General features: G+C 51.3%; 21 protein-coding genes, 1 tRNA gene and 1 other RNA gene. 18 read left to right on the top strand and 5 right to left on the bottom strand.

Going from position 1 to position 21408, the window contains the following annotated elements; all coding sequences use genetic code 11:
- Positions 1-6: 6 nt before the first annotated feature.
- From KKH67_07125 to KKH67_07115, 3 genes are all read left to right on the top strand, one after another.
- The gene (locus KKH67_07125; GenBank protein ID MBU1318955.1) at positions 7-942 is read left to right on the top strand and encodes an aspartate carbamoyltransferase catalytic subunit; all 936 of its coding nucleotides are present in this window, start codon (positions 7-9) and stop codon (positions 940-942) included.
- Complete coding sequence (locus tag KKH67_07120; GenBank protein ID MBU1318954.1) at positions 935-2248, top strand: dihydroorotase; 1314 nt, start codon at positions 935-937, stop codon at positions 2246-2248. Before KKH67_07125 ends, KKH67_07120 begins: the two co-directional genes overlap by 8 nt.
- Before the next feature lie 85 nt (positions 2249-2333).
- Positions 2334-2984, top strand: a complete 651-nt coding sequence (locus KKH67_07115; GenBank protein MBU1318953.1) for a class I SAM-dependent methyltransferase — start codon at positions 2334-2336, stop codon at positions 2982-2984.
- 171 nt (positions 2985-3155) lie between these two features.
- Here the strand turns inward: KKH67_07115 and KKH67_07110 are convergent, their stop codons facing one another.
- Entirely contained in the window at positions 3156-4289 is a 1134-nt protein-coding gene (locus tag KKH67_07110) for a DUF819 family protein (GenBank protein MBU1318952.1), read from the bottom strand.
- Between the two features lie 272 nt (positions 4290-4561).
- On the opposite strand from KKH67_07110, the gene KKH67_07105 reads away from it, so the two are divergent.
- From KKH67_07105 to KKH67_07080, 6 genes are all read left to right on the top strand, one after another.
- A complete protein-coding gene (locus KKH67_07105) occupies positions 4562-5104 on the top strand; it encodes a cytochrome c3 family protein (GenBank protein MBU1318951.1) in 543 nt (180 codons plus the stop codon).
- 236 nt (positions 5105-5340) lie between these two features.
- A complete protein-coding gene (motA, locus tag KKH67_07100; GenBank protein ID MBU1318950.1) occupies positions 5341-6204 on the top strand; it encodes a flagellar motor stator protein MotA in 864 nt (287 codons plus the stop codon).
- Between the two features lie 11 nt (positions 6205-6215).
- Positions 6216-7070 (top strand): OmpA family protein, encoded by an 855-nt coding sequence (locus KKH67_07095; protein ID MBU1318949.1) that lies wholly within the window; start codon positions 6216-6218, stop codon positions 7068-7070.
- 140 nt (positions 7071-7210) lie between these two features.
- Positions 7211-7750 (top strand): TlpA family protein disulfide reductase, encoded by a 540-nt coding sequence (locus KKH67_07090; GenBank protein MBU1318948.1) that lies wholly within the window; start codon positions 7211-7213, stop codon positions 7748-7750.
- Between the two features lie 354 nt (positions 7751-8104).
- Complete coding sequence (locus KKH67_07085) at positions 8105-8518, top strand: Rrf2 family transcriptional regulator (protein ID MBU1318947.1); 414 nt, start codon at positions 8105-8107, stop codon at positions 8516-8518.
- Positions 8519-8763: 245 nt separating this feature from the next.
- A tRNA-Ala gene (locus tag KKH67_07080) sits at positions 8764-8839 on the top strand.
- 117 nt (positions 8840-8956) lie between these two features.
- On the opposite strand, the gene KKH67_07075 is transcribed toward KKH67_07080, so the two are convergent.
- On the bottom strand, positions 8957-9598 hold the full coding sequence (locus tag KKH67_07075) for a PEP-CTERM sorting domain-containing protein (protein ID MBU1318946.1): 642 nt from the start codon (positions 9596-9598) through the stop codon (positions 8957-8959).
- A 521-nt stretch (positions 9599-10119) separates the two neighbouring features.
- Between KKH67_07075 and ffs the strand changes: the two genes are divergently transcribed.
- The 5 genes from ffs (at position 10120) to KKH67_07050 (ending at position 13485) form a co-directional block, all read left to right on the top strand.
- An RNA gene (ffs, locus tag KKH67_07070) (signal recognition particle sRNA large type) lies at positions 10120-10385 on the top strand.
- The gene (gene dnaX, locus KKH67_07065) at positions 10374-12089 is read left to right on the top strand and encodes a DNA polymerase III subunit gamma/tau (protein ID MBU1318945.1); all 1716 of its coding nucleotides are present in this window, start codon (positions 10374-10376) and stop codon (positions 12087-12089) included. The genes ffs and dnaX overlap by 12 nt, the downstream gene beginning before the upstream one ends.
- Positions 12082-12405 carry a YbaB/EbfC family nucleoid-associated protein gene (locus tag KKH67_07060; protein ID MBU1318944.1) on the top strand — a complete coding sequence of 108 codons (324 nt, stop codon included), beginning with the start codon at positions 12082-12084 and terminating at the stop codon, positions 12403-12405. Before dnaX ends, KKH67_07060 begins: the two co-directional genes overlap by 8 nt.
- 5 nt (positions 12406-12410) lie before the next feature.
- A complete protein-coding gene (gene recR, locus KKH67_07055; GenBank protein ID MBU1318943.1) occupies positions 12411-13007 on the top strand; it encodes a recombination mediator RecR in 597 nt (198 codons plus the stop codon).
- A 181-nt stretch (positions 13008-13188) separates the two neighbouring features.
- Positions 13189-13485, top strand: coding sequence for a GYD domain-containing protein (locus KKH67_07050; protein ID MBU1318942.1), 297 nt, complete (start codon positions 13189-13191; stop codon positions 13483-13485).
- 76 nt (positions 13486-13561) lie between these two features.
- Here KKH67_07050 and KKH67_07045 read toward each other — a convergent pair whose 3' ends face one another.
- Together KKH67_07045 and mazG are read right to left on the bottom strand one after the other, a co-directional pair.
- Positions 13562-14719: a hypothetical protein gene (locus KKH67_07045; GenBank protein ID MBU1318941.1), complete on the bottom strand. Its 1158-nt coding sequence runs from the start codon at positions 14717-14719 to the stop codon at positions 13562-13564.
- A gap of 73 nt (positions 14720-14792) precedes the next feature.
- Entirely contained in the window at positions 14793-15569 is a 777-nt protein-coding gene (gene mazG, locus KKH67_07040) for a nucleoside triphosphate pyrophosphohydrolase (GenBank protein MBU1318940.1), read from the bottom strand.
- A gap of 153 nt (positions 15570-15722) precedes the next feature.
- Here mazG and KKH67_07035 point away from each other — a divergent pair, with 153 nt between their 5' ends.
- The 4 genes from KKH67_07035 (at position 15723) to KKH67_07020 (ending at position 20125) form a co-directional block, all read left to right on the top strand.
- Positions 15723-18398 (top strand): valine--tRNA ligase, encoded by a 2676-nt coding sequence (locus KKH67_07035; protein MBU1318939.1) that lies wholly within the window; start codon positions 15723-15725, stop codon positions 18396-18398.
- 63 nt (positions 18399-18461) lie between these two features.
- A complete protein-coding gene (gene rpmB / locus KKH67_07030; protein MBU1318938.1) occupies positions 18462-18653 on the top strand; it encodes a 50S ribosomal protein L28 in 192 nt (63 codons plus the stop codon).
- A 211-nt stretch (positions 18654-18864) separates the two neighbouring features.
- Positions 18865-19470: a hypothetical protein gene (locus tag KKH67_07025; protein ID MBU1318937.1), complete on the top strand. Its 606-nt coding sequence runs from the start codon at positions 18865-18867 to the stop codon at positions 19468-19470.
- Between the two features lie 67 nt (positions 19471-19537).
- A complete protein-coding gene (locus tag KKH67_07020; GenBank protein MBU1318936.1) occupies positions 19538-20125 on the top strand; it encodes a transposase in 588 nt (195 codons plus the stop codon).
- Between the two features lie 123 nt (positions 20126-20248).
- On the opposite strand, the gene ftsZ is transcribed toward KKH67_07020, so the two are convergent.
- Complete coding sequence (ftsZ, locus tag KKH67_07015; protein MBU1318935.1) at positions 20249-21403, bottom strand: cell division protein FtsZ; 1155 nt, start codon at positions 21401-21403, stop codon at positions 20249-20251.
- Positions 21404-21408 lie beyond the last annotated feature (5 nt).

Genomic DNA, 21408 nt, shown 5'->3' with positions numbered 1-21408 from the left:
TAACCGATGGCTTTTGGACTCAAGCACTTGCTCGGCCTGGAAGGTGTGGATCGCGAGGATATCGAAGAAATCCTTAATGCAGCAGACAGTTTCCGCGAAGTGCTCGACAGACCGATCAAGAAAGTCCCGACTCTGCGCGGTGTCACAGTTGTCAATCTCTTCTACGAACCATCCACGAGAACCAGACTATCGTTCGAACTCGCTGAAAAACGACTCTCCGCCGATCTGCTGAATTTCTCAACATCAGGATCATCGGTATCGAAAGGCGAGACATTCAAAGACACAGTCCGCAATATCGAGGCTATGAAAGTCGATATGATCGTCATGCGCCACAACTGCTCCGGCGCGCCGAAATTCCTGACCGAGTTTTCATCCTCACAGGTGATCAATGCCGGTGACGGTTCCCACGAACATCCGACTCAGGCTCTGCTGGACATGATGTCGATCCGGCAGAAATACGGCAAGCTCGACGGCCTGCGTGTCGTGATAGTCGGCGACGTGCTTCACTCGCGAGTCGCACGATCGAATATATGGGGACTTAAGACAATGGGAGCGTCCGTGGCTGTATGCGGGCCGACGACCCTTCTGCCTGTCGAGATCGAGAAAATGGGCGTTGACGTTTACTACGATATTAACAAAGCTCTCGATGGAGCCGATGTCGTAAACGTTCTGAGGCTTCAGTTGGAGCGTCAGCAGGCGGGCCTTCTCCCATCGCTTCGCGAATACACGAATCTCTTCGGCATAACATCAGCGCGACTCCGCCTGCTGAACAAGAACCACACGATCCTGCATCCCGGTCCGATGAATCGCGGAGTCGAAATATCATCAGAGGTCGCAGACGCCGACGATTCGGTCATTCTCACTCAAGTTACAAACGGCGTTGCGGTACGAATGGCCGTGCTGTACCTCATCAAGGGAGGAGGAGCAAAAGAAGATGAATGAGTCAAATCTGAAAGTAATAGCCGGCGGCCGGGTAATTGATCCCCAAGCGAATCTGGATTGCAAGGCTGATGTATATATCGAGAACGGAAAAGTGAAGAAGATCGAAACAGGCTCTCTGCTGGCAAAGAAAGATGTGAAGAAATACAAAGCTGGCGAGTGCATCTGGGTAGAAGGATTCATGGTCACTCCCGGGCTGATTGATATCCACGTCCATCTGAGAGAACCGGGTCGCGAGGATGAGGAGACAGTCGTCACGGGCGCCGAAGCTGCCGCTGCCGGTGGATTCACTGCGATCTGCTGCATGCCGAACACATCACCACCGATTGACAATCAGGAAACTGTGCAGTTCATTCTCGATCGCGCAGCCAATGCGCCGGTCAAGGTTTTCCCCATTGCCGCCGTCACAAAGGAGCGCAAGGGCGAGCAACTCTCTGAGGTGGGTGATTTGGTCAACGCAGGTGCGGTTGCAATCTCTGACGATGGCTCCCCGGTGAGCAGCGCGGTCGTCATGAAGCGCGCTCTCGATTATGCGCGGATGTTCGATATCGCAGTCATTTCGCATGCTGAGGATAATTCTCTGTCAGGCGGCACTCACATGAACGAGGGATACACTTCGACCACGCTCGGCATAAAAGGAAATCCGTCGATATCGGAAGAGATTTGCATCACCCGCGATATGCTTTTGGCTGATTACACAAAGTCGAGGCTTCACATTGCGCACGTTTCTACGAGAGGATCGGTTGAGCTGCTCCGTGAGGGCAAGCGTAGAAATATCGCAGTGACGGCGGAAGTCACGCCGCATCACTTTACGCTCACCGATGATCTGATCGCTGAACGATTCGACACCAATCTCAAAATGAATCCGCCGCTGCGCACCAAAGCTGATGTCGAAGGAGTGATTGCCGGATTGCAGGACGGCACAATCGACTGCATTGCGACCGATCATGCGCCGCATTCAATCGAAGAGAAGGATGTAGAGTTCGATCTTGCTCCCAACGGAATAATCGGCCTCGAAACTGCACTCGGCCTCGCGGTCACACATCTCGTCAAGCCGGGTCTCCTCAGCTGGTCCGACCTGATCGAGAAGATGTCTGCAAATCCGGCGAAAATCATGAAGCTGGAGATGGGAACGCTGAAAAAAGGATATCCAGCGGATATTACCGTGATAGATCCGGAACGATCATGGCAGGTAAATGTCAAGAAGTTCAAGTCCAAATCGCGCAACAGCCCGTACCATGGCAGACGATTGACCGGTCGTGCAATCATGACAATTGTCGACGGCAAAGTGGTCTACCAGACGGTGTGAATGTAACGGCTGCTTTCGAACATTTCATTTGCGGCAGGTACACGCGTCTGCCGCAACGATCGAGTGAGGATTAGGAGTATGAAACTTGCAGGAGAAGCAGTACAATAGCATATATAGCGAGCATTCTAACTATTTCGGTGATAAGCCGGATGAGATGCTTGAGAATCACTGCCGACTAATCAATAGAAGCAAGCCGGTGCTCGATATCGGCGCCGGGCAGGGGCGCAATTCACTCTTCCTCGCCGGACAAGGTTTCAATGTTGACGCAATCGACACTTCGTATGTGGCAGTCGAGCATCTCGCAAGCCGCGCAAGAAAGCAAAACCTCCTGATCAACCCATGCAATGTGAGCTTTGAGGACCTTCGAGTTGAGGATGGATACTATTCCGCAATCCTGCTGTTTGGAATCATCCAGCTCCTTAGATGGGAGGATATATCTTTCCTCATCCACAAAATTCACAAATGGCTAACCGATGACGGTCTCGTCTTCGTGCTCGCATTCAGAAAAGATGATCCATCGTACGAGCGCTTCTCGAAAGAGAAGCAGATCGGCACGAATTCATTCATCACCACTTCAGGTGGCGTGAGAACATTTCTGGAACCGAATGAAATTCTTAAACTGTTCGACGGCTTCGATGCTGTCTATCATTGGGAAGGTCTCGGCCCGGTACATAAGCATGTCGATAACCCGCCGGAACAGCATGCGGAGGTGCATGCAGTGTTACGGAAACATTGACTTGCTAATTCTCGGGAATCAGGAACGAGCAGTGTGACTCATCTTTAGTTCCTCCCACACCGGATACATTCCCGCCGCACATTTCGACGGGTCACCAAAGCTGCCACAAGCACCTAAAGATGTCAATGAACTATCTACAGAAGTTGGATCGAATGGGGTCGAGGACAATCGCTACGCAACGAGTGAGCACAGCCATGCGGCGGCAAGTGCACCGTAGTTGCCGATTGCATAACCAATCAGCGCCATCAGAATGCTGACGGGTACGAGCGCCTCATTATGGTATGCGGCTACTATTGGCGCAGATGCAGCGCCTCCGATGTTAGCGGCCGACGCAATCGCGACTGTATGAACATCAACTTTAAAGATCTTCGCCCCGAGCAGGCAGAATACTCCGTGAATGAATATCCAGATATATGCTCCCGCAACGAACCATGGTGCATCTTCCGCGAGTCCGGAAATATCGGCGCTTCCTCCCATTTTGGCCACAAACAGATAGACCAGAGCCATGGCGAGAGGATGCGATCCGGGGATTTTCCTCGCTCTGGTCAGAGACAGCAGCAAGGCCAACGAAGTTACGAGGAGTATCTTCCATGTGCTGGCTGTGAGGATAGGAGATTTGGTAGGCAGCACGCCTGCAAGAGAACTCGCGACAAATGTCACCGCAAGTCCGAAGAAGAGGAGATAGAGAATATGCCTCATCTCCACTTTTCCCTTGTCGGTGCTCAGCTCGCCCGCGGCAGCATGCATATCATCGAGCCGTTTCTGACTAACTCCGGTAAACTTATTGAATCGTTTGGCCAGGTTCTTGGAACCGAGCATGATCGGCAACCAAATGAGATAAACCATATTGTCGGCGATAGCGGCAAGTCCATAGTTCTTGGCAGCAATCTGTTCGGCAATCGACGGATCGACACCCTGAATTGTCTTCAAAGCCTCGTTGACAGCCGCCATATTGCCGGTTCCTCCGATCCAGCTTCCGGCGAGAGTTCCGAATCCGCGCCACGCTTCCGGATCGAGCGCGGACTTGACGCAGAAGTAGCCGATCGGTGCGCCGACAATGACTCCGACGGTGCCGAGCAACATGACAAAGATCCCTCTCCCCATTACCCTTACGGCTCCCTTTACGTCGACATCGAGCAGCATGATGGTCAGAAACAGCGGCAGCAACAAATCGCTCATCCAGCCATACACTGGAGAGTCATTAGTCATCACACCGGTATTCGACAATACCGCAGGAATCATATAGATGAAAATCAGAGGAGGAAAGAAATTGAATATCTTCCAACCGGTCTTCTTCTCCAGCATGAAAAAGAACGAACAGACGCCTGCAAGGATTGCGAGAATGCCGGTCGGGGACGTGATTAGTGGTGTCTCCAGAAGTTTCCTTTCGTCAACTTATTCAGTAACGATGATAATAAATAAGATCGATTGTAATCGCAATGCAAATCTGACCGTTTAATCTTGACAGAGTCCTGCCGAGAGATATATTCACCCCGAGCGAGGCACCGTGGCGAGTCCGATACAATGCAATTCTCGCCACCGATGACTTATCGCACAACTTTGATTGAGGATTCGCTTTGTCTAAAGCATTTGGCATCACATCGCTTCTTGTCATTCTGACTGTTGCAACGCTTCTCTCTTTCGCACTTTTGGGCCACAACAACCCGGAGACAGATCACTTCTTCACCGCTGTGTTGATCGCCGCTGACAGCATGGAGGCACCAGATTTGGAATACGTCGGTGCCCAAAAATGCAGATTGTGTCACTTCGAGATCTACGAATCGTGGAGAGGCACAAAACATGCCAGGGCGATAACGCTTCTTGAGGGCGACCAGCCAACCAGCCCCGAATGCATCCGCTGCCACTCGACCGGCATCAAGGCTGACGGCACATTGATTGAGAATGTCGAGTGCGAGTCGTGCCACGGGCCCGGATCCGAATATCGCAAAATGCGAGTAATGAAGGACCTTGGCAAAGCGATTGAACTCGGCCTGGTAGTCGCCGGCGAAACAGCTTGCCTGGGATGCCATAACGAGGATTCACCCGACTTCAAAGGTTTCGAATATACCCCTGGCCAGACAACAGGCGTGCACATTCTCGTGTCATCTGCCTCAAAGTAGACATGCCCGCCTAAAATTCGGAATTTGGTCGATCTCTTTATCGAGAGCACCTCCAATGTCAGATATTGGATAAGCACAACCGAGCGCTACGTGCACAAAAACTATTGACGATCTGCTATGCAACTGTCTCCGGCGCCTGGTTGTGATCTGCTTGTGGCTTAACGGTTAAGGAATGTCGAAATGTTGACGATAATGCTACTGACGCTTGGACTGCTTCTTCACGAGAGGACTTGAGTATGCTCGCATTGCTAGGCTTTCTGGTAGTACTCGGAGCTGTAGTAGGCGGTTTCATATGGGAGGGTGGACATCCGCTCGCCCTTAACCAGCCCGCCGAGTTCCTAATTATCGGCGGCGCAGCTATGGGCATGCTCCTGATCGGAACTCCCCTGAAAACACTGAAGAGGATGATTCACCAGGTTTTGAGCATTACCAAGTCCGGCCCACAGAAAAGTGATTACATAGAGCTGCTCGTGATGATGTACGAAATCTTCAATATAGCTCGTCGAGACGGCGTCATCGCGCTGGAAGTTCACATTGAGAAACCAGATGAAAGCGAAATCTTGAACAAGTACAAACGATTCATAAATGACCATTTCGCTGTCGCGTTTTTCTGCGACACTGTCCGCAGCATCACAACCGGAGCGGTGCCGGGGCACGAACTTGATGAAATAATGGACCTGGATCTGGATTCGCATCACAGCGAAGAGGAAACACCGACCGGCATACTCAGCAAAGTTGGTGATGCGCTGCCCGGTTTCGGTATCGTTGCCGCCGTGCTCGGTGTCGTTATCACGATGGGTGCTATCGATGGTCCCCCCGAAGTGATAGGACACAAGGTCGGAGCGGCATTAGTCGGCACGTTTCTTGGAATTCTCGCATCCTACGGATTCGTTCAGCCGTTGACAATCAACATCGAGCAGAAGACGAATGAGGCTCTCGGCTATTATAAGTGCCTCAAACAAGGATTGCTTGGATTCAACCGAGGATATGTTCCGTCGTTCGTAGCCGAGTTCGCACGCCGAGGTATCTCACCGGAAGTCCGGCCTACATTTAAAGAAGTCGAAGACGCCTGCAGAGAAGCTAAACAAAAGAAAGGCTAAGCACCGGAGTCATGGTCGACGAGAATCAGGACAACAATCAGCAGCCAATCATAATCAAGAAGAAGAAGGGTGGCCACGGCGGCCATCACGGCGGGGCGTGGAAAGTAGCCTATGCGGATTTCGTCACCGCGATGATGGCATTCTTCCTGGTCATGTGGATTGTCAGCCTTGATGACTCAATCAAGGAAAATGTCGCCCAATATTTCAGGGACCCGGGCGGCCTCTCAGGAGCCGGCGCCGAGGGAGTCCTTCCCGGAAAGAAAGGGCTGTTCAAGGATGGGTCCGGGAGCAAACCCGTAAAGGATCTGAAACGTCAAGAAAAAGCCGCAGAGACCTTCAAGAGTCTCAAAGATGTCGGCAAGAGAATCGGCGAAAAGCTCGAGTCTATGAGCAGCTTCACAAGATTCAAAAACCAGATCGATATCGAGCTCACACCTGACGGCCTCAGGATACTGCTGATAGAGAACAATGACAAATCGTCATTCTTCGCGAGCGGATCTGCAGAGATGAGCATAGATGGTCAGGCGATCCTGGATGCTATTTCCGCCGAAATCTCGACACTCTCCTACAGTGTAGTGATCGAAGGTCACACTGACAGCAAGAAGTATCGGGATGGTGCGAATTACACTAACTGGGAGCTGTCCGCCGATCGCGCTAATACTGCGCGACGCGTTATGCTGAGCGCTGGCATGGATGAATCGCGGATCAAGGAAATCAGAGGATTCGCAGCCAATCAACCGAGATTTGAAAACGATCCAGGGAACCCCGGCAACCGACGAATTGCTATCATAGTCTTGAACGAATTCGCTGCCAACAACTACAAGGACGTCATCGCTTCTTCTGATGGAGAGTTCTCGGTCGAGTAGTCTCCCTTCATGACTAAGGCAATCCTCATTGTGTCAGTATGACATCCTTGTCTCATTCGGAGTTTTCTCCTGTTGCGGTCGACACTGCAAATTGATTATAATAAGATGGCGATGACATCATGAGCGAACTGAGGTGAAGAATGAAGAAATACACTATCCTTGTAGCTGCGCTTGTCCTGCTCTTCCTGGCGTACAAGTTTCTGTTGAATACCGACAATGAGGCGACATCCACAGCCAACACCTCCGCCGACGCGACCGAAGGTGAACACCCAAGGATCGTCGATGGCGCCGATTTTGCCATCTCCGACTACGCCGGCAAAGTGGTCATACTCGATTTTTGGGCTTCATGGTGCGGACCGTGCAAGAGACAGATACCCGTCTTGGATCGATTCTACGAAAGTCTGAAGAGCCACGATTGCCTGGAAGTGATCGCTATTAACCTCGGTGAATCGCAGAATAAAGTGGAGCGATTTCTTGCACGATATCCAATGCCTTACGATGTAATGCTGGATCAGAGTCGCGCTCTTGGTAACAGGTTTGGTATACGCGCGATTCCAACACTCATTGTGTTCGATGCATCGGGGAAGATTATAGACAGAATGCAAGGATTTAACCCAAATCTTGACTCTCACTTGCGATCCCTCCTTAGAGATTTGATCCCGGATTGCATTTCATCCTGACGGCGATCAACCCGATTCGTATCTCAGACGTCTGATACCCGCGAAGAACTCAACTATAGCTCACCCACCACCACCCACGCTTATAATCTATTCCATATTAACGACTTAGCTGGAACACTGGCAACCGTTGCATCGTCTGCCTTCCCAGATGGACCGACCTGGTAATCCTGCCGGGAACCTGGAGAGATCGGGATCGGTTCAATGTGTAGATAATGGTTCCAATTAGGAATTTTTCCCTTGCGTTGCAAAGGAAAATGCGTAAACTGAACGGGTTATAATGGTGGTGTTTGGAGTTCGGTATTATCCATGTTGGAATTGCAAACAGCTAGAAGTTGTCTCAAGCAGTGAGGAATTATGCACATTTCAAGAAAATCCGACTACGCACTCAGGGCACTGGCGTATATCGCAGGACAGAAACCGGAGAAGAAAAGCTCCATATCGGAGATCGCGGAAGCAGAAGCTATACCTCGCGACTTTCTCGCCAAGATTCTCAAAGAGCTTACCAGAGCAGGAATCCTGAAGTCATTTCAGGGTGTCACCGGCGGTTACCAACTCGCGAAACCGAGAGAGACAGTTTCCTTCCTGGATGTCGTGGAAGCTATGGAAGGTCCACTTCAGGTGAATCTGTGCGCAGGCTCAGACATCGATTGTGGATGCAGCCGATTCAGCAATTGCTCCATGAAGACATTCTGGGATGAAGTTCAGGACAGCCTCAAGAAGACTCTTACAGCGGCTAACTTCGGAGATCCTCGCCTTAGATCGCAATAATAGATCAAGAGTCAGCTTTCTCGCACTGTCGCTCATCCGTATTACTTGCCGCCGCCGCACGAGGACTCACTGTCCGGAAAACCAGGCTTGGTATGTCTTCGGGAAGGCCGATGGCACTCCGCTGGAGCGCTCCGAATGATCACTTTGCTGGATTGTCGACACCTTGTTGGTGTATTGATCTCGCACTAAGTTGAGCAGAATTCTCTTGTAAATGTCCCGGTCTCGCTTTATTATTGGTCAGCCGTGGGGCAGTAGCTCAGCTGGGAGAGCGGTACGTTCGCAACGTACAGGTCGGCGGTTCGAGCCCGCTCTGCTCCACCAAAATATCAGACCCTCTAACGAGGGTCTTCTTAGTTAAGACGATTCAATATCATAAGAAAAAGTAAAGGCGCTGATCAAATCAGCGCCTTGAATATCCGCTCTTCAACGTCAGAAAGCTTACATGGATTTCTTGCGTAACCGGGTGCCCAGACCAAGTAGTCCCAATCCGAGAAGTCCGAGAGTGGTCGGTTCCGGGATAACCTCAGTATACGTATCCGGCCGCAGAATCTTATATCCGATCGAACCATCGGATGGAGCATCCATCGGGTCCGGATCAAAGAAACCGGTATTCCAGGCATAATTGAAGATCCCCTGGTCGTTTCCGGCGGTGCCATCCTTCGCGAAGAAGTCACCCCACACCGGGGCGCGGTTGGAATAGAATGAGTAATGCGTCGCACCATAGTCGAGCTTGAGAGCACGTCCGACAAATGTGAACCCAGCCGCTGTCTGCCAGTTGTCCTGCACCTCTGTTCCACCACTAAATCCCCAGAAGTCTGTTCCCGTATCAGTACGGGGTGAGACTTCCAGCAGCCAGTGACTGACAGCACCTACAACCAGAGGCTCATTATTGGTCTGTGTCAACCAGTACTCGTAATACCAGTCATTGCCCTGCTGAGTGACATCCCAGGATATCTTGAAGTTGTCAGCCCAGATTCCTGTGCCAGTCACTCCTGATGGCGTCGAAAGCCAACCTGTGAAGCCGAACGCCGACGAAGCGAGAAGGCTAACAATAGCCAGTGTGAGCAAGATAAATTTCATGTGCTCTCTCCTTCTGATAATACTCGAATATACTATTAATATGTATTCTTCAGCATCAATCCCAATACTTAGCTATGAAGTCAGCAATTAATGAACCGATTTGCAGGAAATTTCTCGAACCTAAACACATTTCAGCCAGAATCCAGTCACTGACACGTGCCGAAAGAACTTACAGTGCGACAAGCACTTACGAAACACTGACGGGGTCGCATGGATTTGTGTGATGGAAGATCGAGCTGTCGGGCGCAGAAAGGCGAAATCGCCTGATTTCGAAGACAAATCAGATTCACAAAAAGTGCAACCGTACAACCATATATGATTGCGCTGGCATGCGCAGAAGATAAAATGCTCCAGCGACAGACTGAAACTGGGAGTGAAAGCCATCTTTTCGAGACCTTGAGGCAACCGACACTTGCCCACGCCGTGCGAAAGTCTTATATTCAGTCTGTTCGTTTTCGGCTATATGGCGAGTAATGATTCGCCGAGCCGAGCACATAGGCTGAAGGCGCGCGAAAATATTCCCGTGCTAAGTGGGGAGCTAGCGGTGCCCTGTTACCCGGAATCCGCTATACCGGGACTGATGCCCACCCGAGGTCCGTCAGCAGCTTGCACGGCCCGGTTAAGTGGTGTTGACGGTCAGGTCCCGTGCAACTTGAGGCTGCCCAATCCCGTCAGGTCCGGAAGGAAGCAGCGGTAAGCATGTCTTTGAGTGTGATGCGGGGAAGCTTGACCTGAGCTAACTGGCCGTACCGTTGTTAGGTCAGCGGGATCGGAGGTGGGTGCACGGGTCAAATATGGAGCTGTCGAATTCGTGACATATCTGGTACTTGCACGGAAACTCCGCCCTCAGACGTTCGACGAGATCGTTGCGCAGGAGCATATCACTGAGACGCTGAAGAAGGCCGTCCAGATGGGACGAATCGCTCACGCATACATCTTCTGCGGCACGAGAGGAACTGGGAAGACGTCAACTGCGCGAATCCTGGCGAAAGCCCTCAATTGTGTTGAGGGACCGACTGCGGAACCGTGCCTGAAATGCGTCAACTGCAGGGAGATCGTTTCATCATCGTCGATGGATGTCATCGAAATCGATGCTGCGTCGAACACAGGTGTCGATTCCATACGCGATCTGCGTGAGAATGTCCGCTACGCTCCTGCCGGAAGCAGGTACAAGATATATATAATCGATGAAGTGCACCGCCTTTCCGGCGCAGCGTTCGATGCGTTGCTCAAGACTCTCGAAGAACCTCCTGCACACGTTGTCTTCATGTTTGCGACTACTGAACCGCACAACCTGCCGGCGACGATTCTCTCCCGGGCGCAGCGCTACGATTTCAGGAGGATACCACTAACCAAGTTGACGGAAAGTCTTAGAAGCGCCGCCGAGAAAGAAAATATCAATATCACCGACGATGCCCTCGCGCTGATCGCCAGGAAAGGTGATGGATCACTGCGCGACGCGCTGTCGCTGTTCGAGCAGGTGCTGGCTTACGCCAATGATGGTGTCACTGTTGAATTAATCTCCGATGCACTCGGTCTTGTCGATCTAAACCTCTTGTTTAATCTAACTGAGACGATCCATAATCACGACACCAGGTCACTACTTGAGCAGGTTTTGAAATTAACTGAGAGCGGATCCGATATTGGACAATTCCTGATCGACTTTCAGGAGCATCTCAGAAATCTCTTGATCACTGCCTCTGTACCGGAACCATCCCAGTTTCTCGAACTCTCAGACCTTTACATCGAGAAGTACGTTGCACAAGAGGGCTATTTCTCCGAAAGCGACATCCTTCGAATGGTGCAGGTAATCTCCGACTTGAGACAACAACTGAAAGAAGGTGCCGAGCCGAGAATATTCCTCGAAATGGCTCTGCTGAGATTGGCCAGGATGGACACGACCGCCACTCTTGCTGACGTGCTCAAGAAACTTTCGGAGATCTCTTCATCGCGACAGGAATCCGCCCCTCCCAAGGATCTCTTTAATGGAACATCGTCGGGAGAGTCTTCACCGGCGGAAAAAAAAAGCCCGATTCTGAATAAACCTGCCGGGGACGATGAGGAAGTGCGGAGTAAAGCCCCCTCGGATAAACCCGGCACCGGATGGAAGGGATTTCTGGACGGCTACACACAGATCAACGGCATGCTTTCGATGATGCTCAGGAAAGGCAACGCGGAATTTGTCAGTGACGGCATCCTGCAGTTGACTTTCCCTCCTGATTCCGGTATTGATACTTTGTTGACGTCGGCGAAGATCAAGCAGCTCGAGATGGAGCTCCAAAAATACTATGGAAGGTTTGTCAAATTCCGAGTGGAGACGGATCCCGGGTTGCGGCTGGATGAACCGAAGATGACACTCGATCCGAGGTTTGATATTAGTCCGGAAGATGTCTTCAGGAAGAACCCCGACATCCAAAAAATCGTTGAGAGATATGATGGAAAGATTACCAGCATAAAAAGGATAACCCCCAAAGGAGCAAACAATGGGTAAAGGTTTAGGCGATATGATGAAACAGGTTCAGAAGATGCAGGCCAAAATGGAAGAGATCCAGGCCGAGCTCGAAGAGGAGCGCATCGAGGGAACTTCAGGCGGCGGCATGGTAAAAGTGATCGCCAACGGTAAGCAGGAGATCGTTCAGGTCAAGATAGAAAAAGAAGTCGTGGACCCCGAAGACGTTGAGATGCTCGAGGATCTGATAGTTGCAGCAGTCAATCAGGCTCAGCAGAATGCACAGGAACTTGCTGCCGAGAAAATGGCCGCAATAACCGGTGGCATGAAAATCCCCGGCATGAATTTGCCGTTCTAACTATTATGTTCAAGTCAGCACAATCGGTTGAGAAGCTGATCGGAGAGCTGTCGAAGCTTCCCGGCATAGGTCGCAAGACCGCCCAGAGACTTACATTCTGGATTCTCAAGATGAAGAAAGAGGATGCCAGAAGTCTGGCGAGGGCGATTGTCGATGTTAAGGAAAAAATCGTCCGCTGCTCGATCTGCTCCAACATCACCGAGACCGACCCGTGCGCTATATGTACCGATCCCAAACGGGACAATACGACAATCTGCGTCGTCGAAGAAGCCAACGACATCCTGGCGATCGAGAAAAGCGGCGAGTACCGAGGATTGTACCACGTCCTTCAGGGTGCCCTCTCCCCTCTCGACGGCATCGGCCCTGAGCAACTTAGATTCAAAGAGTTTGTTTCGCGACTGAAAGACGAGATCAAAGAGGTAATAATCGCAACCAATCCTAATGTCGAGGGCGAGGCCACAGCCGTCTATGTCTCTCGACTCGTCAAACCGCTAAAAATCAGAGTCACGCGGATCGCGCGCGGCCTGCCGATCGGATCCGACATCGAATACGCCGATCAGAACACCCTTACCAAAGCGCTTCAGGGCAGACAAGACTTCTGACGATTCCATTCCACTGCAGTCCCTCATCGTCAGTTTTTTCTTCACAACTCCCGAATCGTGTGCTACATTTACTAGTGAGTCCATCAGGTAGCAACAACTCGAATGTACATCAGGGATGACCTCTCGATAAGTAACGACCAATTGGTCATACTAATAGATCGAAATTAACGGAGGTGTTCAAATGAAGACATTTATGCTGATGACGAAACTGTCGCCAGAGGTCGCAGCGAAGATAAAGGACCGCGAAACAATCGGCAAGAGCTGGCTGGAACAGGTCAGGGAAAAATGTCCCGAGGTGAAATTTCTCGCTCACTACGCCCTGCTCGGTTCTTATGATTTCTGTGACATCTATGAAGCTCCCGATGAGGAGACAGCTGCCAAAGTCTCGATGATCAGCATGGCCAACGGCGCATTTTCGGCAGAGAGCTGGATCGCGATTCCGTACAAGCGCATTGTCGAACTGGCAGGTGAGATTTAGTCATAGAATATTGGTTGGTGTATATCCCCGCGCACCAACAGAACACGATTTGTGGTTGGTGTACGTCCTCGTGCTGTCAGTAATTATCATGCTCAAAGTCATCAAACGTATCAAGACCAGAAGTCAGCGCAAAATCAAAGAATAGCGTCCGTTTCAAGCTGTGTTCAGCATTAGGATTAAGATACATGTGCGCGATCAAATTGTGATGATCAGGATTCTCACCCTGTATGACATTGTCCTCTAAGAAGAGTATCCCAGAAAGGCTCTGCGATACTTCGCATATAGTACAATCACTATGAAAGTCATCAAGTACGGTATCTAAACGCGTCTTATGACCGATCCATTGACAGAAAACCCGTCTAGTTAACGCCCGATAAAATGTCAGACTTTCGCCCCCATGCGGCCTGAGAGTGTTGTTAAACCATGGGAATACGACGTACACAAGCATAAACGGGCTGTTTTTCACAAACTTGTCACAATGCCCGAAAACTCTAGACCAATAGACTTCTGCATGACGGTACGGATTGTGGCTGCTTTCGGTTGCCATTACTCCGGGTCCGCGCTTCAGACTGAAACCAAGCCCTTTCACGACATTTGATTTCACTTGATTCACTACTTGGTTGTGTCGTGCAGCCCGAATTAATTCGTGCTTGAGGGCACACCAATTGTCTTGAATCAGCTCGTAATCCAAGTCCTTCGCGAATTCCGGGACTATCCACAAACCTGGAATATCGAGTTCGCTAACGATCTCCTTGATTGCACTTCTAAGCAACGCCGAAGCAGCGTCACCGAGACATTTGACGTCGAAGTAAACGTCAATTCCCCTAAAACAACCGTCAACATTTGCGAACTTCTTACCGAGTTCCGCCGCATATGTCTGCTCCTTTCTCAGATCTACATTCAACTCGGCAGGTTCAGACAGTATCCGATCCCCTTCGAGTATCTTCCAACTTAAGAAGTCGTAGGCAGCCAACTCGGCTACTGCACCACGCCAAAGACCACTTTCAGCTACAATATTGACTTGTCTGAGGAGGTCGCCGAACGAGACATGGCCTTCGTAAGTCGTTCTAAGTCTCTCCAGTCTGGCGACAAAGTTTCTCGTGAATGGCCGGTAGTTTTCATTATTGATGGCACCGGTCACATTGTTTCGAATGTCCTTGCTGCAATCAAAAGTGCTCACGCCAGCCCCGAAGATATCCTCAATGACCTGTTGGTAGCTTTCTCTGCTATTCACCCTGCCCTCCTTCACCATTGGCAATTGCCGGGCGACCAGAGATCGCATCCGTTATGCTGCGCCCCACAGCCATCTACCTCCTCTTCGACTCGTCCCAGAGTTTGTCCATTTCCGCAAGGGTGGCGTCTGCGACAGTGCGATCCGATTCAGCGAGGCGGGTCTCGATATATTCGAACCGTGTCTTGAACTTATTCGTGATGCGATTCAATGCGCGTTCGGGGTCGATCTTCAGGAACCGCGCGATATTTACGACGGTGAAGAGCAGATCGCCCAGTTCCTCGATAATGCCGGATTCATTCTTATCTGCAAGTTCAGACTTCAATTCAACGGTCTCTTCGTCGAGCTTGACTATTATATCCTCGATCTTCTCCCAATCAAACCCGAACCGCGCCGCCTTCTCCTGCACCCTATACGCCCGCAGTAGCGCCGGAAGGCTCTTCGGCACACCAGACAACACCGAGTTCCGCTCGCCGTCGCGAGGCTCGTCTTTTTCGAGCTTTATATGCTCCCAGTTGACCGTTACCTGATCAGGCGTGAGATCAGCCTTCTTCTCGAAAACATGTGGATGCCGCCGTACAAGCTTATCAGATATAGCCTTCGAGATATCCTCTATGTCGAATTCGCCCACATCGGACGCGATCTGAGCATGAAACACGATCTGCAGCAGAAGATCCCCCAGCTCATCCTTCAGCTTCACCGGGTCAGCCTCTTCAATCCGCTCGATAACCTCGTACGTCTCCTCTAATAAATAGGGAATCAATGACTTATGGGTCTGCTCTATATCCCATGGGCAGCCCTCAGGTCCCCGCAGTTTCTTCATGATATCAACGAGTTCATAAAAGCTTGACATAAGAGAGAACCTTTCGTCAACAATACACGTATTAATCCGATACTTCTGGATAATAGTCAACTGGACGCCCCAGGTCAAAGTCTAAATAGGTTTGCCTTGACTTCCGGGCACATTTCCCTGTAATTGACGGCTGAATTTTCAGGAAGCGGAGAAATGACAGAGATACCGAAACATTACGACTTCAAGTCCGCCGAGAAGAAATGGTACAAGCATTGGCTCGACGGCGGGTATTTCCACGCTGACGCTACCGACAATGGCAAGACACCGTACACGATTGTCATTCCGCCGCCGAACGTCACTGATATACTCCACATAGGCCACGCCCTCAATAACAGTCTGCAGGACATAATGATCCGTTACAGACGCATGGCTGGCTTCGAAACCGAGTGGCTGCCGGGCGTAGATCATGCCGGAATCGCCACTCAGGTTGTGGTCGAAAAGCAGCTCGTGAAAGAGAAAACGACCCGCCAGGAGATCGGAAGAGAGAAGTTTGTCGAGCGTGTCTGGAAGTGGAAAGAAGAGAAATTTGACGCCATCATAGACCAGTTGAAGCTCATTGGCTGCTCCTGCGACTGGGATCGTACGAGATTCACGATGGACGAGGGACTATCAGATGCCGTGAAAGAAGTCTTCATCCGGCTATTCAACGAGAAGCTGATTTACAAGGGTCATTACATCACGAACTGGTGCCCGAAGGACCTTACATCGCTGTCGGATGACGAGGTCGAATATCAGGATCAGCATTCGCACCTCTGGTATATCAAATACAAAATCGCCGGAGCGGACCAGTTTCTGACGGTGGCGACGACACGTCCCGAGACTATGCTTGGCGATGCCGCGTTGGCTGTGTCCCCAAAAGATCAACGCTACCAGAAATATGTCGGCCAGACGGCGATCCTGCCGATTCTCGATCGCGAGATACCGATCATTGCGGATGACTATGTCGACCCCGAATTCGGCACCGGTGTGGTGAAAGTCACACCCGCGCACGATCCGAACGACTTCCAGATCGGTCTTCGGCATGATCTGCCGCAGATCAATGTCATGAATCCCGATGCCTCTCTCAATGAGAACGCAGGCAAGTTCAAGGGTATGGATCGTTACGAGGGTCGCAAGGCGCTGCTCAAAGAGCTTGAGAAGAAAGGGCATCTCGAAAAGACGGAGAAGTACGATCTTTCGGTTGGCGTCTGCTATCGATGTGGTACTGTTCTCGAACCGTACCTGTCGAAACAGTGGTATGTTCGCATGAAGCCGCTTGCAGAACCCGCAATCGAAGCTGTTAAGAGCGGCAAATTGCGGTTTCATCCAGAACATTGGGAAAAGACTTATCTCTACTGGCTGGAGAACGTGCGCGACTGGTGCATCTCGCGGCAGCTCTGGTGGGGACATCGGATTCCGATATTCTACTGCCAGGATTGCGATCATGTCTGGGTGGCAAAGGATACACCGCGAGAGTGCCCTGAATGCAAGTCGAAGGATGTTGAGCAGGATCCCGATGTTCTCGATACATGGTTCTCGTCATGGCTCTGGCCGTTCTCGACATTCGGCTGGCCGGAGGAGACTCCGGATCTGAAGAGATTCTATCCGACGAATTCGCTCTTCACGGCGTCCGAAATCATCTATCTCTGGGTGGCCAGAATGGTGATGGCCGGGTACAAGTTCCTCGGAGATATCCCTTTCACCGATGTTTACATTCATGGCACAGTTCGCGATTCGCAGGGACGCAAGATGTCGAAATCGCTCGGCAACGGCATCGATCCGCGCGACATCATCAAGGAACATGGCGCCGATGCGCTCAGGATTTCGCTCGTGCTGTCGACACCTGAAGGTCAGGACCCATGCATATCGTTCAATACGTTCGAGCAGGGTCGCAATTTCGCGAACAAGCTTTGGAATGCATCTCGCTTCGTGATGATGAATCTCGGCGACAACATATCGCCGGAGTACTTCGCAGATATCAAACAGAACGGCAACCTCGCGCTGATGGACGAGTGGATTCTGTCGCGGTTGAACCAGACGATCAAAGCTGTACGAACCAACCTCGATACATTTCGTTTCAACGCCGGCGCGAAAGTGCTATACGACTTCATCTGGCACGATTTCTGTGACTGGTATGTGGAGCTTGTCAAGTCGCGCCTCCGGGATGATGCGAATGCTGATGATAAAGAGGCAGCGCGCAACGTTGTGAGCTTTGTGCTCAACAAGATTCTGCTGCTGCTAAATCCATATATGCCGTTTGTGACCGAGGAAATCTGGCAGGGACTGCACAGCTCCGACGGGGAGGCTAAGGGCCACACTATCATCGTGGCGGAATATCCGAAACATGACAACAAGTGGATCGATCCGCAGCTTGAATCGGGAATGGAGAGCATCCAGTCGGTGGTGAACGCGATAAGAGCGGTCCGTGCCGAGATGAACGTTCCCCCATCGAAGCGTGCTGATGTGCACGTGAGAGTAGCGTCAGAAGAGCTTGCCGAGGCCCTGAAGACTCATTCGACCTACATTACTGAATTGGGCAGAATCAACGATTTCCACGTCGGGTCCGACACCAAACGGCCGAATTTGTCGGCTTCTGCAGTGATCAAGGACGCGGAAGTGTTTATACCGCTTGAAGGTCTGATCGACATTGATAGAGAGCGATCGCGGCTCAAGAAAGACCTCGATCAGGTCCGGGATCAGTTGTTCAAGATCGGCCGCAAACTCGGCAATCCGGAGTTTCTGTCGAAGGCTGCGCCCGATGTTGTTGAGCGCGAGAAGCGGAAACGGGACGATTTTGAGTCGATGGCAGACAAGATAAATAACAATCTGGAACAGCTCATGGGCTGGTAGAAAAGACTTGCCAGATCGGATTCTGTACATATATTACAGGGCTAACTTCTTAGAGGAGCAAAAATGGCGAAAGTTTGTGACATATGCGGAAAGAAGCCGATGTTCGGCTCTACGATCTCTCACGCGCACAATGTGAGCAACCGGAGATTCAACCCGAATCTTCATCCGGTGCGCGCGAAGATCAACGGACAGACGAAGAAGATCAGAGTCTGCTCTTCCTGCCTCAAAGCAGGCAAAGTCACCAAAGCCGCATAATAAGAATCTCGATTCCGATTTCAAAACCCTCGGCATGCCGGGGGTTTTTTGCGTTTGTGATTGCGCGACGCACTGGTTATCGATATAATGAACTGATTAAGAATACGCGGCAGAGCAACAGGGGCACAGCAAGAGACGCAACGGCAAATGCGCCGTCAGGAATCCCTTCCTGACGGAATCGCAAAGAACAATGCAAAGCTGAGGACGTTGTATGTGGATTGATTTCAGCAAAGCGAGCAGTTGTGAGCTGAACTACCTTGCAGCAGTGGGCCGAGCGTTGGTGCTGAGTCAGCATTTTGAGTATACATGCAAGGATGTCCTTTGCCTTTTTGACTTTGTCAAAGGCGTCAGAGAAGGCAAAGAACAAGACCTTGACACTTGGCAGAATATAGCGGAGAAGACGATGGAGAACCGGCTTGCCAACGCCGTGAAGAAGTATGGCAATGTGCACGGAACAACGGAAGGCAATCTGTCACTGCTCGACATGGCGAGACTTGCCCGGAACTATATTGCTCACGATGCAGCTCTTCTGTGGTACTTTCCCAGTAATGACGATTTGAGACTATCCGCACGAATCTCCACGCTACGAGAGGCCGCCAATGATCTCGCCGCAGCGCACAATCTCGTGAGCGACTGGGGATACTCAATGAAAAACATCAAACCACCGCCGCCTGCTCTTGAATCCACGTATGTACACCGAGCCGTTGGATGGGTCATGGAACCTCTCCAAAGTACTAAAGAACTGCAAAGCGGGACTCGGGACGATAGCTCTTCACAAATGACTGATTCCCCGGAGCCGTCAGGAAGGGATTCCTGACGGCACAAGTGCTGACCCAGCAGCATTCCGCCAGGAAAGAATTCCTGACGAAACAAAGGAGGCGTAATTGAGAAGCCGCGACCGTGCACTTTTCGATGTCCACGGAAAAGTGCACTTCGTAACATCCACAGTGGCGGGATTCATCAACGTATTCAATAACAAGCAGACATGTGCCATCTTCGTCGACTGTCTTCGCTTCTGTCAGAGGCGAGGTGATTTCACTCTGTTGGCATGGGTTCTGATGGCGAATCACTTCCACATGATCGTCAAACGGGCAGAGGACAAGACAATCTCTGAAATAGTCGGCAACCTCAAACGCTACACAGCAAGACAAATCGGGCGGCTGGACGCGGGGCCAGACATACAGGAGACTATCTGCCGCGCTCGGCGCGCCACAGCGCGCGAATCGGGGAAGGGATCGGCTCTATGGAAGCCACGGTTCGATAGTCTGGTGATCTCATCTGAGGATATCTTGCGACAGAAGATTGAGTACATTCATAACAACCCTGTTCGTAAGGGTCTGGTTGAGGAACCGTGGCAGTGGCGGTACTCGAGCGCGTCAGCATATGGTGGCAGGGAGGACATATTGATTCCCGTTGACAGTGAATGGACGTGCATTGGTTACGGTGGGATTCCGTCAGGAAAGGATTCCTGACGGCGTTGTATCAGAGCATGAGCAGCGTGTCTTGCAGAAGACCATCAGGTGAGAGCCTCCGAGTGGGTGCGGAGGCTCTCGTTATCCCTATCCTCGGCTGGTTGAGGAACAGGGTGGGACTAATTACCTGTTGTCGATAGCCTTTCTCAGAAACGTCGGCACCTCGAGATCGTCGCGATCGATATCGCCGGCATGAACCATCTCGGCACCTACCGCAACCCTCTTATCTCTCGATATTGTCACGACCTCTTGTGTCGAGGCAACCCGTTGCTGATGAAACAGATCGACAACATTGGTATCGTAATCGTAAACCTCTTTCTCATATCTGCCGAATCCGGTGGCGATAACCGTTACGCGCATCTCGTCGCCGAGAGTCGGATCAATCACCGCGCCGAATATGATTTCGGCATCGCTTCCGGCAGCATCATAAATCACGTTTGTCGCATCGTTGACCTGCGTGAGAGTCATGTTCTCGCCACCGCAGACATTGATCAAAACGCCCTTCGCACCGGATATGCAGGTGTTCTCCAACAGTGGTGAATTGATAGCTGCTTTGGCAGCATCGGCACCGGCATTCTCGCCCTCGCCGAAACCGGTTCCCATCAAAGCCTCTCCCCTGCCGCGCATCACGGTTCTCACATCGGCAAAATCGCAGTTGATAATTCCGGGGATTGTGATGAGATCCGATATTCCGCGTGTCGCGTGCAGCAGGGTCTCGTCAGCCATCAGGAATGCCTGAGTGAACGTCGTGCCCTTGTCGACGACTTCGATGAGTCGCTGATTCGGAATTACGATCATCGTGTCTACACGGCTCTTCAATTCGTCGATGCCGAGCAGCGCCTTGTTAAGACGCTTCTTCCCTTCAAAAGTGAACGGCTTCGTAACGACAGCCACAGTGAGAGCACCGACTTCGCGAGCGATCTCAGCGACGATCGGTGCCGCGCCGGTGCCGGTTCCGCCGCCCATGCCTGCGGTGACAAACACCATGTCGCAGCCACTGAACCCTTCAGCAACAAGTTCCCGGTCCTCTTCGATAGCCTTTCGACCGATTTCCGGATCGGCTCCGGCTCCAAGGCCTTTTGTGCAGCGGCTACCGATCTGCACTTTGTTCGCACATTTCGAGCCCTCCAGCGTCTGGGCGTCAGTGTTGATCGCCAAGAACTCGACCCCAACCAGACCTGCATCGATCATGCGATTGACTGCGTTGTTGCCTGCTCCCCCGACGCCGACCACTTTGATCCGGGCTTTGTTAAGATAGTCTTCAGCAAAGCTGATCATACATC

The organism is Candidatus Zixiibacteriota bacterium, from assembly GCA_018820315.1.
In the GTDB taxonomy this organism is placed as follows: domain Bacteria; phylum Zixibacteria; class MSB-5A5; order JAABVY01; family JAHJOQ01; genus JAHJOQ01.
This window is presented reverse-complemented; position numbering and strand designations above follow the sequence as displayed.